This window comes from Bryocella sp., assembly GCF_058498515.1.
Genome location: NZ_JBMHYI010000057.1, coordinates 19442 through 38670, shown reverse-complemented (window position 1 = coordinate 38670; position 19229 = coordinate 19442). Strand labels below are relative to the sequence as shown.

Genomic DNA, 19229 nt, shown 5'->3' with positions numbered 1-19229 from the left:
CGGGAGCCCTGAGGGCTGAATGCTAGGGCTCCAGCGGATCCCCGACGACCTCAGGAGCCTCGCTATCCTCCAGCTCCTCGCCAAAGCCCGTGGGCAGGCTTCCGCTGGCGACACCCACCATCACCTCCGGCAGTGTGAAACAGAAGCAGCTGCCGTGGCCAAGGTCGCTCTCCACCCAGATCGTTCCGCCCTGTTCCTCGACCAGGTGCCGCGCGATGGAGAGCCCCAGACCGGTGCCTCCGGTAGCGCGGGAACGGGCCTTGTCGGCGCGAAAGAAGCGCTCGAAGATGCGCTCGCGGTGCTCCATCGCGATGCCCGTGCCAAAGTCGCGCACGCTGAACTCGATGAAACCGGCCTGCCCAAGGTGCCTCTGCGCGGCCAGCGACACCCTGGGTTCCTCGCCGCGCCTTGTGCCGTAGTTGATGGCGTTCTCGATGAGGTTGCCGAGCACCTGCAGCACAGCATCCATGTCGGCCAGCACCTCGGCCTCCACCACCTCGCCGATTTCGAGCTCTCCGCGCTCCTTGAATAGCCCGGAGGTCGCCATCGCAGCCTCCTCCACGACCGTGCTGACCCAGGTGCGGGTGGGGCTCAGCTTCTGCTCGCCGGAATCGACCTTGGCCATGACCAGCAGGTCTTCCGTCAGACGCTCCATGCGGCGGGCGCTCTTCAGGATCGTGTCCAGGAACTCTATCCGTGTGTTGCTGGGCGGCGTCGCCGACTCCGACGGAATCTCGCCGTCCTCGCCCGAAGCCTCGTTCTCCCAGCGTTCCTCGTCGAGCAGCAGCTCCACGTAGCCCATGATCGAGGTGAGCGGCGTGCGCAGCTCGTGCGAGACATTCGCGACGAACTCCTTCTGCGTCCGTTCCATCTTCTCGATGCGGGTGACATCGCGCAGCACCAGTACCGCTCCGCGCTCGCCCATGGGTGCGGCGCTGACCGCAAAGAGGCGTCCGCCGACCAGGGGCACCGCCGGCCGCTCAGCGACCACGCGCTCCTCGAGCGCCAGCCGCGCGCACTCCAGCACCTCGGGCTCCCGAATGGTCTGCACCAGCGCATGGCCGCGGCGGACACTCGCCGAATCCGAGGCCATCAGGCGGCGCATGCCCTCGTTGGTCCAGGCGATACGCCCCGCGCCATCGACCGCGACGACGATATCCTGCATGGAATCAAGCACCAGTTCGAGCTTGCGGCGCTCTTCGGCCGTCTCGCCCAGCAGGCGCTCCTGGCCCGCACGCATGCCCTCGATGGCCATCACCAGCCACTCGAAGGACTCAAAGGGGGCAAGGCGCACCGCGATCTCGGCGCTGCTCATGGGCTCGGGGGTGGAGTCGCCGTAGCGGACGCGAGGGGCTCCGGGAGTGATCTCCCGCAGCGACCTCTCTACCAGCTGGCGGCAAAGGTAGGCGGAAACCACCATGGCACTGAGGGCAACCACGACGGTGAGCCACGGCAGGCCGGCGAGGGACACCAGAACCACCAGCAGCAAGCCGCCAGCGATCCTCAACATCAGCGCCGCAAGCAGGCTCCGCCTCATACCTCTAAGCTTCCCATAGTCCGGAGACGGACCGCTCTGTGTCTGCGAACGGGACGCTCGCCTCTTCCACGAGCGTCACGACGCTTGTGGAAGAGGCAGGCCCGTAAGGATGGGACGCCAACGCTAGCTGGCGACCGCCATGCTTTCGCGCACGCGGGGGATCTCAAAGCGATAGCCCGCGCCGCGCATGGTCTTCAGGTAGCGCGGCGTCTCGGCGTCGGCCTCGATCTTCTCGCGGATGCGGCGGACATACACGTCCACGCTGCGTGGCGTCACGAAGCGGGCATCACCCCACACCGCGTCCAGCAGCTGGTCGCGCGAGAAGACGCGGCCCGGGTGGCGGGCAAGATAGTCGAGCAGGCGGAACTCGGTGGCAGTGGTCGGGACCACCTCGCCGCGCACCCGCAGCTGCATCGCGCTGCCGTCGATCTCGATCTCTTCGATCGAGATAACCGGGAGCGGACCGGCATCCGGGCGCTCGAAGCGGCGCAGCACCGCACGCACGCGAGCTACCAGCTCACGGGTGCCGAAGGGCTTGGTGATGTAATCGTCCGCGCCCAGCTCGAGACCCTGCACTCGGTCATTTTCCGCGGCGCGGGCGGTGACGAAGATGATCGGCACGCCGCTCAGCGTCGGGTTCTGACGCAGACGCCGGCAAAGATCCATGCCATCGCCGCCTGGAACCATCACGTCCAGCAGGAACAGCGCCGGGCGCGCGCGCTCCGCGTCCTGCACGATGGAGCCAATGGCCCCGTACACACGAACCGCAAACCCTGCGCGCTCCAGCTGATACTGCACCAGCCGGCTGATGTCCGCATCGTCTTCCAGCACGAAGACTACCTGACTCACACGTGCTCCTAGGACTGCGGGAAAATACACCGCAGACGCATAAAGTGTAGGCCAAACTGAGGCCCGAAAATGCGAACGCCGGATGAATCTTCGGGAGTTCCGCCGACGTTACCGGTTCCCTTTCGGGTTCCCGGGTTAGCCGAGCAGATATTTCAGCAGCGCCATGCGGACGTAGAGCCCGTTCTTCGTCTGCCGGAAGTACGCCGCGCGGGAGTCGCGATCGACGTCCGGGGAGATCTCATTCACCCGCGGCAGGGCGTGCATGATGATCGCGTGCTCCTTCATCCGTGCAGCCGCGGCGGCGTCGATGCGGAAGGTGTCCTTGACCGCGTCGTAGGCCTCCTGTGTGGCGAAGCGCTCGCGCTGCACGCGGGTGACGTAGACCACGTCGGCGGTCTCGAGCACGCCGTCCAGCGAGTCGCGCTGCGTGAACTTGACACCGCGCAGCCGCATCTCCTCGGCGTAGATCTCCGGCAGCCGCAACGACTCCGGCGAGATCAGGTCCACCGTCACATCCGGCGAAAGCGTGAGCAGCGGCAGCAGCGAGTGAATCGTGCGGCCATACTTCAGGTCGCCAATGATGACCACGCGCAGGCGGTCCAGCCGGCCGGTCTCTCGGCGGATGGTGTAGAGGTCGAGCAACGCTTGCGTGGGATGCTGACCCGCGCCATCGCCCGCGTTGATGATGGGCACCTGCGAGATCGCCGCCGCTTCGCCCGCCGTGCCTTCCTGCGGATGGCGGATCACGATCGCGTCGGCGTAGTTGCCGACCACACGAATCGTGTCGGCTATGGTCTCGCCCTTGGCCGCGGAAGAGTTATCGCTGGCGTTCTCCTGCGTGAGCAGGCCGCCGCCCAGCTTCTGCATCGCAGCCTCGAAGCTGAAGCGCGTGCGCGTCGAAGGCTCATAGAAGATCGTCGCCAGGATGCGTCCGCGCAGCGGCGTATCCAGCATACGAGCGGCATCGTCGCGCTCCAGTTGCTCGGCGGAGACGAAGAGATACTCCAGCAGCTCGGGGTCTTCAAACTGCTTGTTGCTCAGGACGTGACGCAGCTTCTCCATCTTGCCTACTCTCCGCGCTTTTCTACCGGATGTACTGTGCCGCGGATCACCGTCGAACGCACGCGGCCTGGGAAGGTGAAGCCCTCAAACGGCGACCACGCGCACTTGGTCTTCATCTCCTCGCGGCGCACCGTCCACGGCGTTTCCATGTCGAGGATCGTTAGCGAGCCCACGTAGCCCGGTGCGATCAGGCCGAAGCCTTCGCCATAATCGCGCGGGAGAAACTCACGCACGAAGCGACCCGGGTTGTACGCGCAGACGCGCGCAATCTGCTCCGGGGTAAAGCCGTGCTCCTTCATCAGCCACGTGGCGAAGGCTCCATAGGTATCGAGGTGCGGCACGCCACTGATGCCCTTCGCGTTCTCCTCATGCGTATGCGGAGCGTGGTCCGTCGCGATGTAGTCAATAAGCCCGTTGCGCAGCGCTTCGATGAGAGCGGCGCGATCTTCCGGTGCGCGCAGCGGGGGATTCATCTGCAGCCACGGGCGGTTCGCATCGTTCAGCGCGGCGGTGTCGAAGAAGAGATGATGCGGCGTGACCTCGCAGGTGACCCGCACACCGCGCTCCTTCGCTGCGGCGATCTTCGGCAGCCCCTGGCCCACAGAGTAGTGGCACAACTTGCCCTGCAGCTCATACTTCTCGATCAGGTGCAGCGCGAAGTCAGTCGCCGTCAGCTCAGCGTTCGCTGGACGCCGCTCCTCATGCGTGGGAGCTCCCTTGCTCTCCTGCAGGATCACCGGATCCTCGCAGTGAAAGCTCACATTCTCGCCGCGATAGAAGCAGATGGCGCGCTCCAGCTCCTCCTGCGAGGAGAAGAAGAGGTCGCCAACCGATGGCCCCATGAAGGCCTTGTAGGGCACGTGGTGCATGAGCGGTCTTGTATGCGGTCCGATGCCGGCGTAGAGCGTCACATGCACCGCACACTTCGCGGCGAGGACTTCCTTCGCTTCGTAGCGCGCATCATCCACGGGAGCGATGCGGTTGTTGGGCATGTCTGCCACATGCGTGACACCACCCTGCAGCGCCGCTTCGCCTGCAGTCGTGAAGTCTTCCTTGTAGCGCTCGAGGCCGCTCGTATCCTCGCGCGCGTGGATGTGCACATCGCCGAAGCCCGGAAAGATGAGGCAGCCCTTTGTATCGAGGTCGCTATGCCCGGTCGCTTCGCCCACGCTGGTGATGAGGCCCGTCGTCTCATCGATCTCCACCGCGCCGTCGAAGACGCGGTCGTGATTCACGATCGTTCCTTCAACTCGCAGCATGCGGGGTCCCTTCAGCCAACTGACGTTTGGAGAGCGTTGCCTGAACGGCATCGTTGATCTCATGGCGCAGCGTCCGTATTGCCGCGCTGGGCTCTTCCGCAAAGAGGATGGAGCGCGAGGCGGAGATCATCAAGCCCGCGCCATTCGCATCGAGCCCTGCATCCACGACGGCCTTTACATCGCCGCCCTGCGCTCCGATGCCGGGCACCAGGAAGATCATCTCCGGCGCAATCGCGCGGATGCGCCGCATCTCTTCGGGGTACGTTGCGCCGACAACGAGCATGCAGTTGCCGCGGCTGTTCCACTCGCGGCTCACCTTGTCCGCCACGGTCTCCCACAGCGGCACCGACTTCTCGCTGTCCGTGACGATGAGATCCTGCAGATCGCCCGCGCCGGGATTCGAGGTGCGGCACAGGATGATCGAAGCCTTGTCCTCGCGCACGAGATAAGGCTCGAGCGCTTCACCGCCGAGGTACGGGTGCAGCGTGATCGCATCAAAGCCGATGCGGTCGAAGATGCCTTCGACGTAACCGCGATTGGTGTTGCCGATGTCCGCGCGCTTGGCGTCGCAGATGGTCACCGCATCCGGACACACGCGCTGGATGTATGCCACGGTGCGCTCCAGCTCGCGCCAACCTTCGCTTCCACGCGCCTCGTAGAACGCGGTGTTCGGCTTATAGGCCGCAGCAAACTCTTTGGTCTGATCAATGATCCATCGATTGAACGCGAACTGCGGCTCGGACTCCTTCTGGAAGCGCGCAGGCAGCCTGCTCTGCTCGCTGTCGAGACCGACACACACCATCGACTTGATGGCCGCAACGCGGCGCGCGTACTTCGCAGCGATGGCGCTCATACGGACGCTCCCGCAAAGCCGTGGCGCGCCGCCCAACCCTTCGCATCGCGCAGCCAGTCGCTCACAATCTCCGCATCGGCCTCAGTGAGACGGCCCGCTTCCATCGCCGCCGTCAACACCTCTTCGAACGTCGTCGTCGCATGCAGCGTGACGCCCGCAGCCGCGAAGTTCTCGCGCGCCTCTTCGAAGCCATACGAGATGATCGCGAGGCAGTCCGTCACGATCGCGCCTTCCGCACGCAGTGCCTCGACCGCGGAAAGGCTGCTGGACCCGGTAGTCACAAGATCCTCGACCAACACCACGCGCAGACCGGAGACATCGCCGCCTTCAACACGCTTCTTCGCGCCGTGGCCTTTGGCTTCCTTGCGGATGAAGATCGAAGGCACCTGCATCGCGAAGCCCAGCGCGGCCGAGTGCGGAATGCCCGCAGCCTCGATGCCGCCAACCACATCGAACTTCACGCCATCATTTGCGAGCACTTGCTCGAAGGCCTTGATCACCTTGGCCCATTCCGCCGGATGAAACGGAAAGCGCCGGTTGTCGCAGTACACCGGCGACACGATCCCCGACTTGAACGTAATCGGCGCCGCCGGGCTGAAGCCCACTCCGCCGATGGCAACCAATGCCTGCGCGACTTCAAAACTCATGCGCGTTCCTCTTGTTCCTTCTTGATCTCCAACGCAAGGTCAGGGTTCCACATCGCACCTGTCGCACTCATCACGGCGTCAGCGCCGGCTCGACGATAGGCTGCGAAGTCGGCAGCGTTCAACACGCCTCCCACGCCCACGATGGCAAAGTTCATGCTCATCTCTTCGCGCAGCGCCTTAAGCCGCGCGGTCATCTCCAGGCCCGCCCATTTGATCGACGCGCCGCACACGCCGCTCATCAGGCGGCCTTCGCCAGGCAGCGCCTGCTTGCCGTTCGCGTCAACGATCTCCGCCGACACCGTATTGATAGCCGCGACGCCGTCGACGATGGAGCCAACTTCGCGCACATACTGTGCGAGCTGCTCCTGATCCGCGAAGTACGCCATCTTCGTGACCAGCTTTACGTCGTCGCCGAAGACTTCCTGGATCGCCGCCGCGATCGTCGCCGCACGCGGGATATCGAAGCAGAGGAGGTTCGATGTGCCTTCATTCGGGCAGCTGAAGTTGACCTCACAGATCTTCACTCCGGTCTCCTTCACCAGGCGTGCGCCCACGCGATAGTCCTCGATGTAGGCCTCGACGCTGCCGTCTTCACTCTTCGTGCCCTGGAAGCTTGCGATGACAACCTGTCCCGGCTTCGCATGCGCGACGGCTGCGGCCATGTCCGGCTGCCAGAACTCTGGATCGAACGAAGGTACACCGAAGGAGTTGGTGATCGAGAGCGGATCGGTATAGTTCTCATCCCCGATGAGTTTCTCGCGCGTGGCGTGCAGGTCGCCGTGGGGATGCACGGCGAGAACATTGGGCCACGGGTGCGAAGCATAGCGGCGCGTGCGCACCGTCTTGTACACGGGAAGGTCGAATCCCTTGTCCAGCGCAGCCTTGACGAAGTTGCCGTTCAGCAGCGGGCCGGATGGAATTCCGAAGGGGAGATGGACTTTGTATCCGAGGAATGCGTACTCAGGCTCGCCCGCATCCACGTGGATTGCGCCATCGGCGAAGCCTCCAAAGGGGCCATGATCGAAGTTTTCGAGGTAGGACCTGGCCGGATCGTAGAAGGGCTCACACAGCATCTGCGCACATACGTCCTGTCTTCTTTTTTAGCACGTTGCGCTGTGTCTTCGCCTGTGCAGGGCGCGATCAGCGCACGGATGTTGGCCGTACACACGTCATGGTCGCGGTTCCTTCACGACTTCATCAATTCGCGCAGCGCAGCTTCAAGACGCGCCGTAATCTCCGCCGGGTCATCGTCTTCGCTGACGGGAATGGCATCTCCGACACGAATCTCCATCGCACCGGAGCGGAACCACCTTCGCTTACGCTGGCGCATTGCGCCAAGTCCCAGCAGCGCGATGGGTACGACGGACACGTTTGCCTCACGCGCCAACAGGCCAATGCCCTGCCGAAACGGCGCAAGCTCTCCCGTCGCGCTGCGCGTGCCTTCGGGGAAGATCAGTACGGAGTCTCCGTGATCCATCGCGGCGCCCGCGTGTTGAAAGCTGCGCCGGAAGCCGCGATGACGTGGCAGCGGAAACACATTGAACAGCGCGGTGATGAGCCAGTAGCCGATGGGCGCGAAAGGCTGCAGCAGTTTGATCGGCTGATTGCGCCCCTTGCGCAAGTCGACCAGCATCTCGCCCGACATCGCGCAGGCGACATGGTGGCGAATGCGCGCGGGCAAGGCATCCAGCACCAGCGCGCCGTCGTACGCAGAGACGTGATTCGCGATGAGCAGCAGCGGACCATGGGGAAGCTCGATCTTCGCAGCAACAACGCGTGGCGCAGCGAGAAGCCATACCAGCGGTCGCGTCACGCACTCGAGGAAGAGCATGCGCGCGACACGCACCGGCCACGTCCACGGCCAGCGCGGATAGACCATTGCGTCGCTACTCTTCTTCGCAAGCTTCGTCGCATGCGAGACCGTCAACGGAGATACACTCGCACCTTGTTGTTCCCTCCTACCTCGCACCCCTACAGCTTCAGCTTCTTTTTTTTCTGTAGAGGTGTGAGGTTTGAGGTCTTCAGGTCCGAGGAAGGCCGTGGATGCTGGGATGTTGGAGGCTTCAGAAGCCTCTGCGACGATCGCCCGCAGCTCGCCGAGCGTAGCGATGTTTGCGATCGCATCGTCGTCGAGCTCGACTCCAAGCCGCTGCTCCAGCGAGGACTGCAGCTGCACCCGGCCGAGGCTGTCGAGACGAAGATCCTCGCTGAGGCGCGCGGCATCGTCGACTCGCGAAGGCGTCTCACCGGTAATCTCCGCAATCATTGCGCCGAACTCGTCAACACTCGACACGCCGGCAACACGAGCACCGCGGATCTCCGCACAGACCCACGCTGCCACCTTGCGCCGCAGCAGCTTTCCCGTCGAGGTGTACGGGAAGGCGAGCTCCGGCCAGCGCAGCACGCGGCGCAGGCGTTGATACTTCGCAAGGCCAGCATTGGCGCGGGTGACAGCATCATTCAGCTCAGCATCGCTGCCATTGAAAAGCACCGCGGCTACCGGCTCTGCGCCGTTTGCTCCCTCGCACGCGACCACCACCGCCGCACGCACGCCGGGTTGCGCAGCAAGTACCGTCTCCAGGTCCGCGGGATGGATGTTCATCCCCGCGGCTGTCACGATCACATCACCCTTGCGGCCCAGGAACTGCAGCCCGCCTGCATCATTCTTCGCGGCGAGGTCGCCGGTCGCGAGCCACTCGCTCTCACGCTCGTGCATTGCGCCCTGCTGCCATGTCGCGCGGCTGATGACGTCGCCGCGCACCAGGATCTCGCCCTCCTCGGAGAGCTTGACCTCGCGGCCTGGTAGCGCCTTGCCGATGGTCCCGCGCCCCACGTGGAACGGGTGATTCAGCGTGACCAGCGCAGCGGTCTCGGTCATGCCATAGCCCTGCACTAGCGCGAGGCCGAGGTGGTTATAGAACTCCTCCAGCTCCCGCGGCAGCGTAGCGCCGCCGGAAATGACGGCCCAGAACTTGAAGCCCAGCGCATGATGCACGCGACGGAAGACCCACCAGCGCTTCCACGCGGGCAGCGCCTTCGCCACCGCTAGCTGCGCCGCCAAACCCTCGTAGCGGCCAAGTAGATACGCACGCAGAAGCTCCAGTACCCGCGGCACCGCGATCAGCACGGAGATGCGCTCGCGCTTGACCAGCTCCACCACGCGCGAGGCCTCCATCTGGTCGGAGAAGTGGATCTCCGCCGCCAGCACCGCTGGGATCCAGAGCCCCATGAACTGCCCGAAGACGTGGCTCAGCGGCACCGCGTGCAGGAAGCGCAGCGGGTGCACGTACCTCTCGTAGCGGCGATACTTCGCAATCTCGCGCTCGATGGGATCGAGGCTGGCGAGCACGTTGCGATGCGTGTGCACGATGCCACGCGGCTCGCTGGTGGTTCCCGACGTGAAGACGATCTGAAACGGCGCGTCCAGCGTAACCGCCTCGCTCACCGCAAAGTCCGGCGTCGCGGGAGCCCACGCACGGATATCGCGCAGGACGAGCTTCGGGACGTCCGTACGCAGGTGCTCAACTAAAGCCCGATCTCCGACGATCAGCTTCGGCGTCACATCCGCGACGACACGGGCGGCAAACTCCGGCGTGCCCACGGCATCCAACGGAACAATCAGCACGCCGCGCAGCAGGCAGCCGAAGAAGCAACCCACCCAGGCCGCGGGGTTCGCTCCCCACAGCACCACCCGCTCCCCGGCGACGATGCTCCGGCGATCCAGTTCCGCGGCAAACCGCCCGGCGATCTCCGCGATCTCGCCGTAGGTCGCTGCGTAGCGCCGGACGCCGCGATGCTCGACCACGGCGGCCTCGGCGGCGTGGCGGCGGAAGTCCTCGACGAGGCTGGCAAGATGCGGTCGCATAGGGTCTTGGGTCTTGGAGCCTCCCACTCAACTCCAGTATCGACGCCACGGTCGAAACCATCCAAGACCGTTGTGACACTTTGGGAGTTGAACATGCGGCGAATCCTCCTGGTCACGGTTCAACGCGAAACGAGCATCTATCATCCAAGGCAATAGAGATCTCTTGCCAGGATGTCCCGGAGGGGTTCCGGGCGCCCTTCGCGACCTGATCCCCTAGACCAAAGCCAGTTTGTCCACCGGCCTCACGCCGGAGTCGCCTCGCAGCAGTATCCTTGCACCGCACCCCGCGCGCTCTTCTTCGCGGCCCTAACGCCGCCCGTACCGCAATTCTTTTGAGGCCAGCATGGAATTTCACATCGCACGTTCGATCCGCGATCAGCTTCAGCTCGACGACCTGCTCTTCAGCTACACCGGCAACATCCTGTTCGCGAACGTGGCGGCCAGTCGCAAGCTGGCGCAGCAGCTCAATGAGGTGCGCAACCCCGCCAACGATCCGGACAAGATGGTGCACGCCGGAGCGCTGTTCGCGATGGGCCTCATCGATGAGCTGAACCATGCGCTGGTGGCCAAGTACCGCAAAGAAATCGACCCCGCCGTGCTCAGCGAGGCGATGCGCTTCTTCGCGTCTTCTCTCGGAGAGACGCTGGGGGATGCCGCAGCCGGGCAGAAAGAGCTCGACCGCCTGCTGCTCATCTTCACCGAGCAGTTTCCCAACGTCGCGGTCTATCGCGGCCAGCTGACCGCGGCCGAGTGGCTCAAAGGCACCACCGAAGGCCTGCCCAATCGCGAGGCTGCCTTCGAAGAGCTGCTGATGCTGTGGCTGGCCAACACCAATCCCGCGTTCAAACCCTTCCGCGAGCTCTTCAACGACGAGTCGTTGAAAGAAGCCACGAAGTACAAGGAAGTCACCGCGGCCCTGCCCGACTACTTCGTCACCCGGCCTTCGCTACCGGAGACGGGCACTCTCTTCGAGACCCTCTGCGCTCCGTTCCTCAAGTCGCCGGACTCGCTCACCGGGCAGCTGGACTTCATCCGCGAGCACTGGGGCAAGACCCTGGGCGCGGACCTGAAGCGCGTGCTGCTGGCCATCGACACGCTGCGCGAGGAAGACATCGCCATCTGGTCGCTGTTCCATCCGCCGGCGCCCGACTGGTACCGCCACGGCGTCCCCGGCCGCGGCGGTGAGGGCTTCGTGGGCGATGAGTACATTGGCTTCGATGAGTACTGGACGACCGATGCGCAGGGCCACCGCGTGCGCCGCTACGCCTCGGATTACCAGGCGCCGCTGAACGAATACGAAGCCTTCTCCGCCGACCAGGCATGGATGCCCACCGTCGTGCTGCTGGCCAAGAGCACGTACGTGTGGCTGGAGCAGCTCTCGAAGAAGTACGGCCGCCACATCCACCGGCTCGATCACATCCCCGAGGAAGAGCTGCGCCTGATGGCCGACCGCGGCGTGACGGGCCTCTGGCTCATCGGCCTGTGGGAGCGCTCCGTCGCCTCGCGCACCATCAAGCGCCTGCGCGGACATCACGATGCCGTGGCCAGCGCCTATTCGCTGAAGGAGTACCGCATCGCCGAAGACCTGGGCGGCAACAGCGCCTATGAGCAGCTGCGCGACCGCGCCGCGCACTTCGGCGTGCGCCTGGCCAGCGACATGGTGCCCAACCACATGGGCATCGACTCGCCGTGGGTCATCGACAACCCCGATGCGTTCATCTACCGCTGGGAGAGCCCGTTCCCGAGCTATTCCTTCAACGGCCCCGACCTCTCCACCGACTCGCGCGTCGAGATCAAGATCGAGGACCACTACTACGACCAGACCGACGCGGCCGTGGTCTTCCGCGTGCGCCACCACTCCGACGGCGCAACGCGCTACATGTACCACGGCAACGATGGCACGACCTTCGCCTGGAACGATACGGCGCAGCTCGACTACTCGAAGGCCGCCGTGCGAGAACACGTCATCCAGACGATCCTCTACGTCGCGCGGCTCTTCCCCATCATCCGCTTCGACGCCGCGATGGTGCTGGCCAAGCGGCACGTGCAGCGGCTGTGGTTCCCTCTGCCCGGAGCCGGTGGATCCATCCCCTCGCGCGCCGAAAACGCGATGTCGCAGGAGGAGTTCGACGCGCTCATGCCGCATGAGTTCTGGCGCGAGGTCGTCGATCGCGTGGCCGTCGAAGTGCCCGGAACGCTGCTGCTCGCCGAGGCCTTCTGGCTGCTCGAAGGCTACTTCGTCCGCACGCTCGGCATGCACCGCGTGTACAACTCCGCCTTCATGAACATGCTGCGCGATGAAGAGAACGCCAAGTACCGCAGCTACCTGAAGAAGACCATCGAGTTCGATCCGGACATCCTGAAGCGCTACGTCAACTTCATGTCCAACCCCGACGAACGCACCGCGATCGACCAGTTCGGCACCGGCGACAAGTACTTCGGCGTGCTGACCATGATGGCCACGCTGCCCGGCCTGCCCATGCTCGGCCACGGCCAGATTGAGGGCTACACTGAGCGCTACGGCATGGAGTACAAGACCGCCAAGATGGACGAGAGCCCCAACGAGGGCCTCATCGCGCGCCACATGCACGAGGTCGCTCCACTGCTGAAGCAGCGCAAGGTCTTCGCCGAGAGCGACCACTTCGTGCTCTACGACTTCTGGACCGGCTATGGCACGGTGAACGAGAACGTCTTCGCGTACTCCAACCGGCGCGATGGCCAGCGCGGTCTCATCCTCTACAACAACAGCTATGGCGCGACGGAAGGCACCATCCATGTCTCCGTCGGCGCGATGGACAAGGGTTCGGGTGAGCTTCGGCAGCGCTCGCTGGCTGACGGTCTCGACGTCCCTTATGACGGCGAATTGATCCTTGGCTACCGCGACACGGCCAGCGGCCTGGAGTACCTGCGCCGCGCCTCGGAGATCCACGAGCGCGGCTTCAGCGCGAGCCTGCGCGGCTTCCAATACATGGTCCTGCTGGACTGGCGCGAGCTGCGGTCCACCATCGAGGCTCCCTGGGGCCGGCTCTGCGATCAACTCGCGGGCACCGGCGTGAGCTCGCTGAACGATGCGCTCTTCAGCCTGCGCCTGCAGCCGCTGCACCTGGCGCTCCGGGATGCGCTCAGTCCCACCACGATCCGCGATCTTGAGACCGCCGCGATCGAGGCCAGCGCCCGCGTGGTCCAACCCGGCGAGCCGGCGGCGTCACAGCCTTCCGCCGCGGACTCCGCCACCACCGCGGCCAGTGCGACAGGCAGTGGGATTGACGTGGAGGGTACGCACATTCAACCCGCGGCCGCCGACAACGAGTCCGCTCCCACGGTGGTTCCTTCCGCGACTCCAGAAGCCGCCGCATCCCCAGCCAAGTTGCATGCCGAGGAGCTTGGCATCGACGCCCGGGTGCAGGCCTTCGTGTCCGCGGCGCAGCCGTTCTTCGAGCGCTGGGTCGATGCTCTGCCGACGAGTCATCGCGACACCGTGAAGGGTGCGCGGCCTTCCGCCGCATCCTGCTTCCACGAGACTTGCGGCGCCGCCGTCGCTGCCGTCGCAACGCTGCCCTCGCTGGCGCCGAACCTGTCAGCGGATTGGCCCGCGAACGTTGGACTCGTGCTGCCAATCGGCGCGAAGGGGTTGGCTGGCGAACGTGTCCTCGCCCCGGCTCTGGCGTATGCCGTGCTGCGCAGCCTGCCCTGGCCTTCGCATTCCATCGAGCTCTTCGATCGTCTCAAGCTCCGTGCCGCGTTGGCCGAGGCCTTCGCCGCGCTGGGCTTCGAGGGCGACGACGCATGGCGCGCCGCCGCACGTGTCCGCATCCTGCTGCACCACGCGGGCGAATGCGACCTGCGCACGCCCAAGCCGTGGTCGGATCCGGACGTGAGCTGGCTCACCGGGGTAAACGAGTCCGGCGGCAAGACCTGGTTCAACAAGGAGTCGTTCGAGGAGATGCTCTCCTGGATGCAGCTTCCGGCGCTGCTGGAGCTGGTCTCCGGCAAACCCACCAAGCTCACGCTCGAAGGCGTCGAGGCCTGCGTCGCTGCCTCCAGCAAAGATGCCGCGGACGCCGGCTACAACCTGGACAAACTGCTGATGTCCGCGGATGCGACGACGGCGGAGGCGACTGCGGGAGAAGCCACCCCGGGCGTCGCGGCTACTTCACCGGCCTAGCCTTCATCTCTTCCGCTTCGGCGGAGGTGGGCAGGTCGACTCACGCACCACGAGTTCGGGATCGATAACCAGCTGTTTGGGTGCAGGATGCTCGGGCGGCGCGGCGATCCGCTGCACCAGCGTCTCCGCGGCCAGTGTGCCCATCGTCTTCAGGGGCTGGCGTACGGTCGTGAGTCCCGGGTTCTGGAACGCCGCCGACTGTACATCGTCGAAGCCCACCACGCTCACATCCTGCGGCACGCGCAGGCCAGCCTCGCGCAGCGCACGGATGGCGCCAATGGCGGAGACGTCGTTGAAGGTGAACAGCGCGGTGAAGCTCGAACCCGAAGCCAGAAGCCGCTGCGCCGCGAAGTAGCCGGGCTCGTGCGTCGGTGAGTCGCCCTCCAGCGAAGCGACCAGTTTGGGGTCCACGGTGATCCCGGCGCGTGAAGCTGCGTGCCGGATCGCCTGCCAGCGCGGCTCGCTGTCCGAGCTGAACGCCTGGCCCTTGATGAAGGCGATCTCGCGATGCCCAAGCCCCGCAAGATGGTCGATCGCCAGCTCCGCAGCGCGACGGTGGTTGAGCACAATGTTCGTCATGCCCTCCTGCTCGTCCGGGCAGCTCACCGTGATCGTGGGAAGCACGGTGTGGCGCGCCAGCACGGTATCAATCGCCACGATGCCGTCGACGGATCGCTCCACAAACATGGTCTGCGCGTTCTCCACGCGCTCCGCCTGATGGTGGTGGCTGACGAGATAAAAGACGTATCCCGCCTGCAGCAGCGCCTGCTCCACACCCGCCAGCACCAGCGTGGCGTAGCCCTCGGAGATCTCCGGCAGCAGCACGCCCACCGTCATGGAGTGACCCCGGCGTAGCGAACGCGCCAGCACGTTGGGGCGGTAGTTGAGCTGTTTGGCTGCGGCGAGGATGCGATCCTGCGTGGCCTTGGGAATCGACTTGGCTGCAGGGGCGCGGTTGAGCACCCGAGAGACCGCTGCGACCGAGAGTCCCACGTGGTCGGCGATCATCTGCAGGCTCGCCGGACGCCGCGGCGCCCCGGGTTTTCCCGTTCCAGTCACCTGAGCAGTCTGACACAGCGGAGTCCCTTTCGATCCGGATCGATGTAGGAAGCCATCATCCCGCGGCAGATTGTCCGCAACTGATCCACCCTCCCGCGCATCCACAGTCAAGAGCGTTTGTAGCGACGGCGCCATCCTGGCACGCCGGCAATTCCATCTCTTGACAGAGATGTCAGCGAACGCGTACAACTCGTGTCGGTTTAGGCAAAGGTTTGCCCAAAGGCGGTAACCGGTCTTACCGATTCTTCGGCAGAGCGCCCGGGGCAATGCTCCCCGCGCCTGCCTCTTCACCCGCAACACTCCTCGGAGGCAACATGAGAATCACTCGTAGCACGTGGCTGGGCACATCGCTCGCAGCCGCGCTGCTTTTCGGTGCAGCAGCAAGTCACGCGCAGTACCGCACGTCCGTCCAGGGCACCGTGACCGACTCCACCGGCGCCGTTATCCCCGGCGCCACCCTGACCCTCAAAGACAACGCCAACAACCAGACGATCGTTCACCAAAGCGATCCCAGCGGCGTCTTCAACTTCAACGCGCTACCCGCGGACCACTTCACGCTGACCGTGAAAGCGCCCGGCTTCTCGACCAAGGTACTCAGCAACCTGGAGTTCATTCCGGAGCAGGCGAACTCGGTGAATGTTTCGCTCGACGTCGGCGGCACCGACGTCTCGATCACCGTGGACGCCTCGACCACCCCCGCGATGGACACCGAGACCTCCAACATCGGCGCCACCATCAGCGCCAACGACATCCAGCACACACCGTCGTTCAATCGCGACGTGTTTACGCTGACCCAACTCGCTCCAGGAGCGATCTCGGACGGCGCACAGGCTGCCGGAGGCGGCGTGTATAGCGCGCCCGGCAACCAAGGGGACGCAGGCTCAACCGCCGGCGGCGCCGCACCCACAGAGAACAAGCCGCAAGCCAACGCCAATGGCCAAGCGAACAGCAACAACGGCATCTCCATCGACGGCATCAGCACGGTCAGCGCTGTTTGGGGCGGAGCCTCCATCATCACCCCTACCGAGGAGTCGATCGACAACGTCCGCATCGTCACCAACGACTACGACGCTGAGAACGGCCGCTTCTCCGGCGCACAGACCCTCGTCACCTCCAAGTCCGGCACCAACCAGCTGCACGGTAGCGCTTTCATTGCAATCCATCGGCCTGGCCTGAACGCCAACCAGCGGCCTATCCGCCTCAGCAACGGGACCATCGTCGGCGCCACGCAGAAGGATACACAGCGCTTCAACCAGTACGGCGGCAGCTTCGGCGGCCCCATCTGGAAGGACAAGATCTTCGCGTTCTTCGCCTACGAGTCCTCACCGAACAGCTCCAACGCTGTGGCCAACGGATGGTACGAGACCTCGGCCTTCCGGAGTTCGGCGGCAGCGGCTCCGATCGCGAAGCAGTACCTCAGCTTCGCGGGCGCGGCTCCGGTCGGCACACTGGTCACTTCGGGCGAGACCTGCTCCACCGTCGGTCTTACCGAAGGCGTGAATTGCGCTACCATTGCCGGCCAGGGCCTGGATATCGGATCGGCCATCAAGAGCGGCGTGGGGAAGCAGGACCTCACGTCTACCGCAAGCACGGCCAACCCCGGCGTGGGTGGCGGGCTGGACGGCATCGCCGACGTGGGCTACTACCAGACGACCGTGCCTTTCACGTCGTATTACCGCCAATATAACGGTCGCATGGATGGCCAGGTAGGAGCGAAGGATCATCTTTCCTTCGCCATCTATTGGGTGCCGCAGGGCAGTTCCGCGTACAACGGCGGAGATCGCGGCTACGACAAGTTCAACCACAGTCAGATCAACGAAGCCCTCAGCGTGATCTGGAACCACACCTTCTCACCATCGTTCCTCAACGAGGCCCGCGCCAACGCTGCCGGTTGGCGTTGGAACGAGATCGCCGACAACCCGCAGGAGCCTGTCGGCCTGCCCCAGGACAACATCACCTTCTTCTCGGGCGCTGGGTCGACGTCCGCCGGACTCACCCAGTTCGGCACATCGCTGGGCTCGGACTATAACCAGTGGACGTTCACCTACAAGGACGTCGCCACCAAAGTCGCCGGCCGCCACACCATCAAATTCGGCGGCGAGTTCACTGCGCTGCACTACCTGAGCAACCCCATCGGCCGTCCAACCTACGGCTTCTACAACATCTGGGACTTCCTCAACGACGCTCCCTACCAGGAGTCCGGCAGCTTCAACTCTGTCACTGGATTTCCCGGCGGCGTGCGCACCGATCAACGCGAGAATCTCTTTGGCGCCTTCCTGCAGGATGACTTCAAGGTGAAGCCCAACCTGACGCTGCACGCTGGTATCCGCTACTCGTACTTTGGGCCGCTAACTGACAAGCAGAACAACCTGCCACACGTTGCGCTGGGGGCAGGCGCCGCCGCCTATACGGGCATGACGATTGTCCAGGGCGGGAATCTGTGGAACCCGCAAAAGTTGAACTTCGGCCCGCAGGTCGGCTTCAACTGGAGCCCCACGCCCTTCCGCGACAAGTTGGTGGTGCGCGGTGGCTACGGGCTGAGTTTCAACCAGGAAGAGATCGCGATTACCGCGAACTCCGGCTACAACCCACCCACGGCGAACTACTATACTTTCCAGTTCGCCAGCCCCAGCAACCCCGGCACGAACGGCGGCGCGATCCTCTACGGCATCAGCTCCAGCCCCACCTCGCTGAACGGCTACGCCTCCAATCCAAACACCATCACGACGTATAACGCGGCGAACCTCCCCACCGGCGGCAACGCCACGGTCATCATCGTAGGCGATGGTCACGGCAACCTGCCCACCTCCTACGTTGAGCATTACTCGCTGGACACGCAGTACGAGTGGAGCAAGGAGATCGTCTTCTCGCTTGGCTACCAGGGCAGTGTGGGCCATCACCTCATCAACCATGAGACCCCCAACGCGCCGGGGATCGTCGCTGGCTACGCGCTCAACCCCCTCGTCACTGGTGGAGACTTCTGGCAGAACGTTGGCAGCTCCAACAACAATGCGATGCTGGCCGAGGTGAAGCACCCCATGGTGCACCACTTCACCGCCGATGCCCAATTCATGTGGGCCAAGAGCATGGATACCGATGGCTCGGGACCGTACTACGAAGATCCGTACTTCCCGGAGAACGCGCTTCTCTCCTACGGCCGCTCGGACTTCAACGTCGGCAGGAGCTTCAAGGCCTACGGCCTGTGGCAGCCAGTCATTTGGCACGGCGACCATGCCTGGCTGGAGAAGGTCGTCGGCGGTTGGTCGCTGAGCGGCATCTTCAACTGGCATACCGGTTTCCCGTTCTCACCGAACTACGGTACTGAGGACTCGCTCTACTGCAGCCAGTGCGGCTACTACAACCTTCGCCCCAGCTACCTCGGCGGCGGCGGCACCGACCACAGCAACAAGGCCTTCATCAACGCCACCAACTACGCGGGTATCCTTACCGGCCAGCAGAACACGACGGCCGTGGTCAACGGCTCGTCTACCCTTCACGAGGTGGCGTACTCGAACAAGTACTTCAACGTTCCTAACTTCTACAACGCCGTGCAGGCGACCAACGGAACAGGCTTCCCGGTCGGCAACAAGGCTCTCCCCCCGCTTCCAGGCCTGGATCGCAACGCCTTTACCGGGCCGGGCTACCGCGACGTGGACGCCTCGCTCTCCAAAGGCTTCGGTCTCCCCAACAACCGCATCACGGGCGAGCACGCAGCACTGGAGATTCGCGCCGACGTCTTCAACCTGTTCAATATCCAGAACCTCAACCCCGGCAGCGTGAATGGCAACGTGACCAACGGCGGCTTTGGCCAGGACACCACCGAACTTGGTGGTCGCACCATCTCGCTGCAGGCCCGCTTCAGCTTCTAACCTCAACCCGTAACCTGGAGAGGGTGCGACACGAAACCTGTGGCGCGCCCTCTCTTCTTCATCA

At 64.4% G+C, this 19229-nt stretch carries 11 protein-coding genes; 2 read left to right on the top strand and 9 right to left on the bottom strand.

Annotated features, from left to right (window positions below):
• Nucleotides 1–22 precede the first annotated feature (22 nt).
• The 8 genes from AC5E6W_RS17150 to AC5E6W_RS17115 form a co-directional block, all read right to left on the bottom strand.
• Nucleotides 23–1537: a sensor histidine kinase gene (locus AC5E6W_RS17150; protein WP_491753550.1), complete on the bottom strand. Its 1515-nt coding sequence runs from the start codon at nt 1535–1537 to the stop codon at nt 23–25.
• A gap of 123 nt (nt 1538–1660) precedes the next feature.
• Entirely contained in the window at nt 1661–2386 is a 726-nt protein-coding gene (locus AC5E6W_RS17145) for a winged helix-turn-helix domain-containing protein (RefSeq protein ID WP_491753549.1), read from the bottom strand.
• 135 nt (nt 2387–2521) lie between these two features.
• Nucleotides 2522–3448 (bottom strand): aspartate carbamoyltransferase, encoded by a 927-nt coding sequence (pyrB, locus tag AC5E6W_RS17140; protein ID WP_491753548.1) that lies wholly within the window; start codon nt 3446–3448, stop codon nt 2522–2524.
• A 5-nt stretch (nt 3449–3453) separates the two neighbouring features.
• Nucleotides 3454–4707 carry an amidohydrolase family protein gene (locus AC5E6W_RS17135; protein WP_491753547.1) on the bottom strand — a complete coding sequence of 418 codons (1254 nt, stop codon included), beginning with the start codon at nt 4705–4707 and terminating at the stop codon, nt 3454–3456.
• Nucleotides 4694–5560: an orotidine-5'-phosphate decarboxylase gene (gene pyrF / locus AC5E6W_RS17130; protein WP_491753546.1), complete on the bottom strand. Its 867-nt coding sequence runs from the start codon at nt 5558–5560 to the stop codon at nt 4694–4696. Before pyrF ends, AC5E6W_RS17135 begins: the two co-directional genes overlap by 14 nt.
• The gene (gene pyrE, locus AC5E6W_RS17125) at nt 5557–6207 is read right to left on the bottom strand and encodes an orotate phosphoribosyltransferase (RefSeq protein WP_491753545.1); all 651 of its coding nucleotides are present in this window, start codon (nt 6205–6207) and stop codon (nt 5557–5559) included. Before pyrE ends, pyrF begins: the two co-directional genes overlap by 4 nt.
• Nucleotides 6204–7280, bottom strand: a complete 1077-nt coding sequence (locus tag AC5E6W_RS17120; protein ID WP_491753544.1) for a beta/alpha barrel domain-containing protein — start codon at nt 7278–7280, stop codon at nt 6204–6206. Before AC5E6W_RS17120 ends, pyrE begins: the two co-directional genes overlap by 4 nt.
• Nucleotides 7281–7393: 113 nt before the next feature.
• Nucleotides 7394–10072 (bottom strand): AMP-binding protein, encoded by a 2679-nt coding sequence (locus tag AC5E6W_RS17115; RefSeq protein ID WP_491753543.1) that lies wholly within the window; start codon nt 10070–10072, stop codon nt 7394–7396.
• 343 nt (nt 10073–10415) lie between these two features.
• On the opposite strand from AC5E6W_RS17115, the gene AC5E6W_RS17110 reads away from it, so the two are divergent.
• Nucleotides 10416–14237, top strand: a complete 3822-nt coding sequence (locus tag AC5E6W_RS17110; protein WP_491753542.1) for an alpha-amylase family protein — start codon at nt 10416–10418, stop codon at nt 14235–14237.
• A 3-nt stretch (nt 14238–14240) separates the two neighbouring features.
• On the opposite strand, the gene AC5E6W_RS17105 is transcribed toward AC5E6W_RS17110, so the two are convergent.
• Nucleotides 14241–15245 carry a LacI family DNA-binding transcriptional regulator gene (locus tag AC5E6W_RS17105; RefSeq protein WP_491753541.1) on the bottom strand — a complete coding sequence of 335 codons (1005 nt, stop codon included), beginning with the start codon at nt 15243–15245 and terminating at the stop codon, nt 14241–14243.
• Nucleotides 15246–15610: 365 nt separating this feature from the next.
• Here AC5E6W_RS17105 and AC5E6W_RS17100 point away from each other — a divergent pair, with 365 nt between their 5' ends.
• Nucleotides 15611–19165 (top strand): TonB-dependent receptor, encoded by a 3555-nt coding sequence (locus tag AC5E6W_RS17100; RefSeq protein ID WP_491753540.1) that lies wholly within the window; start codon nt 15611–15613, stop codon nt 19163–19165.
• The last annotated feature ends 64 nt before the right edge of the window (nt 19166–19229 follow it).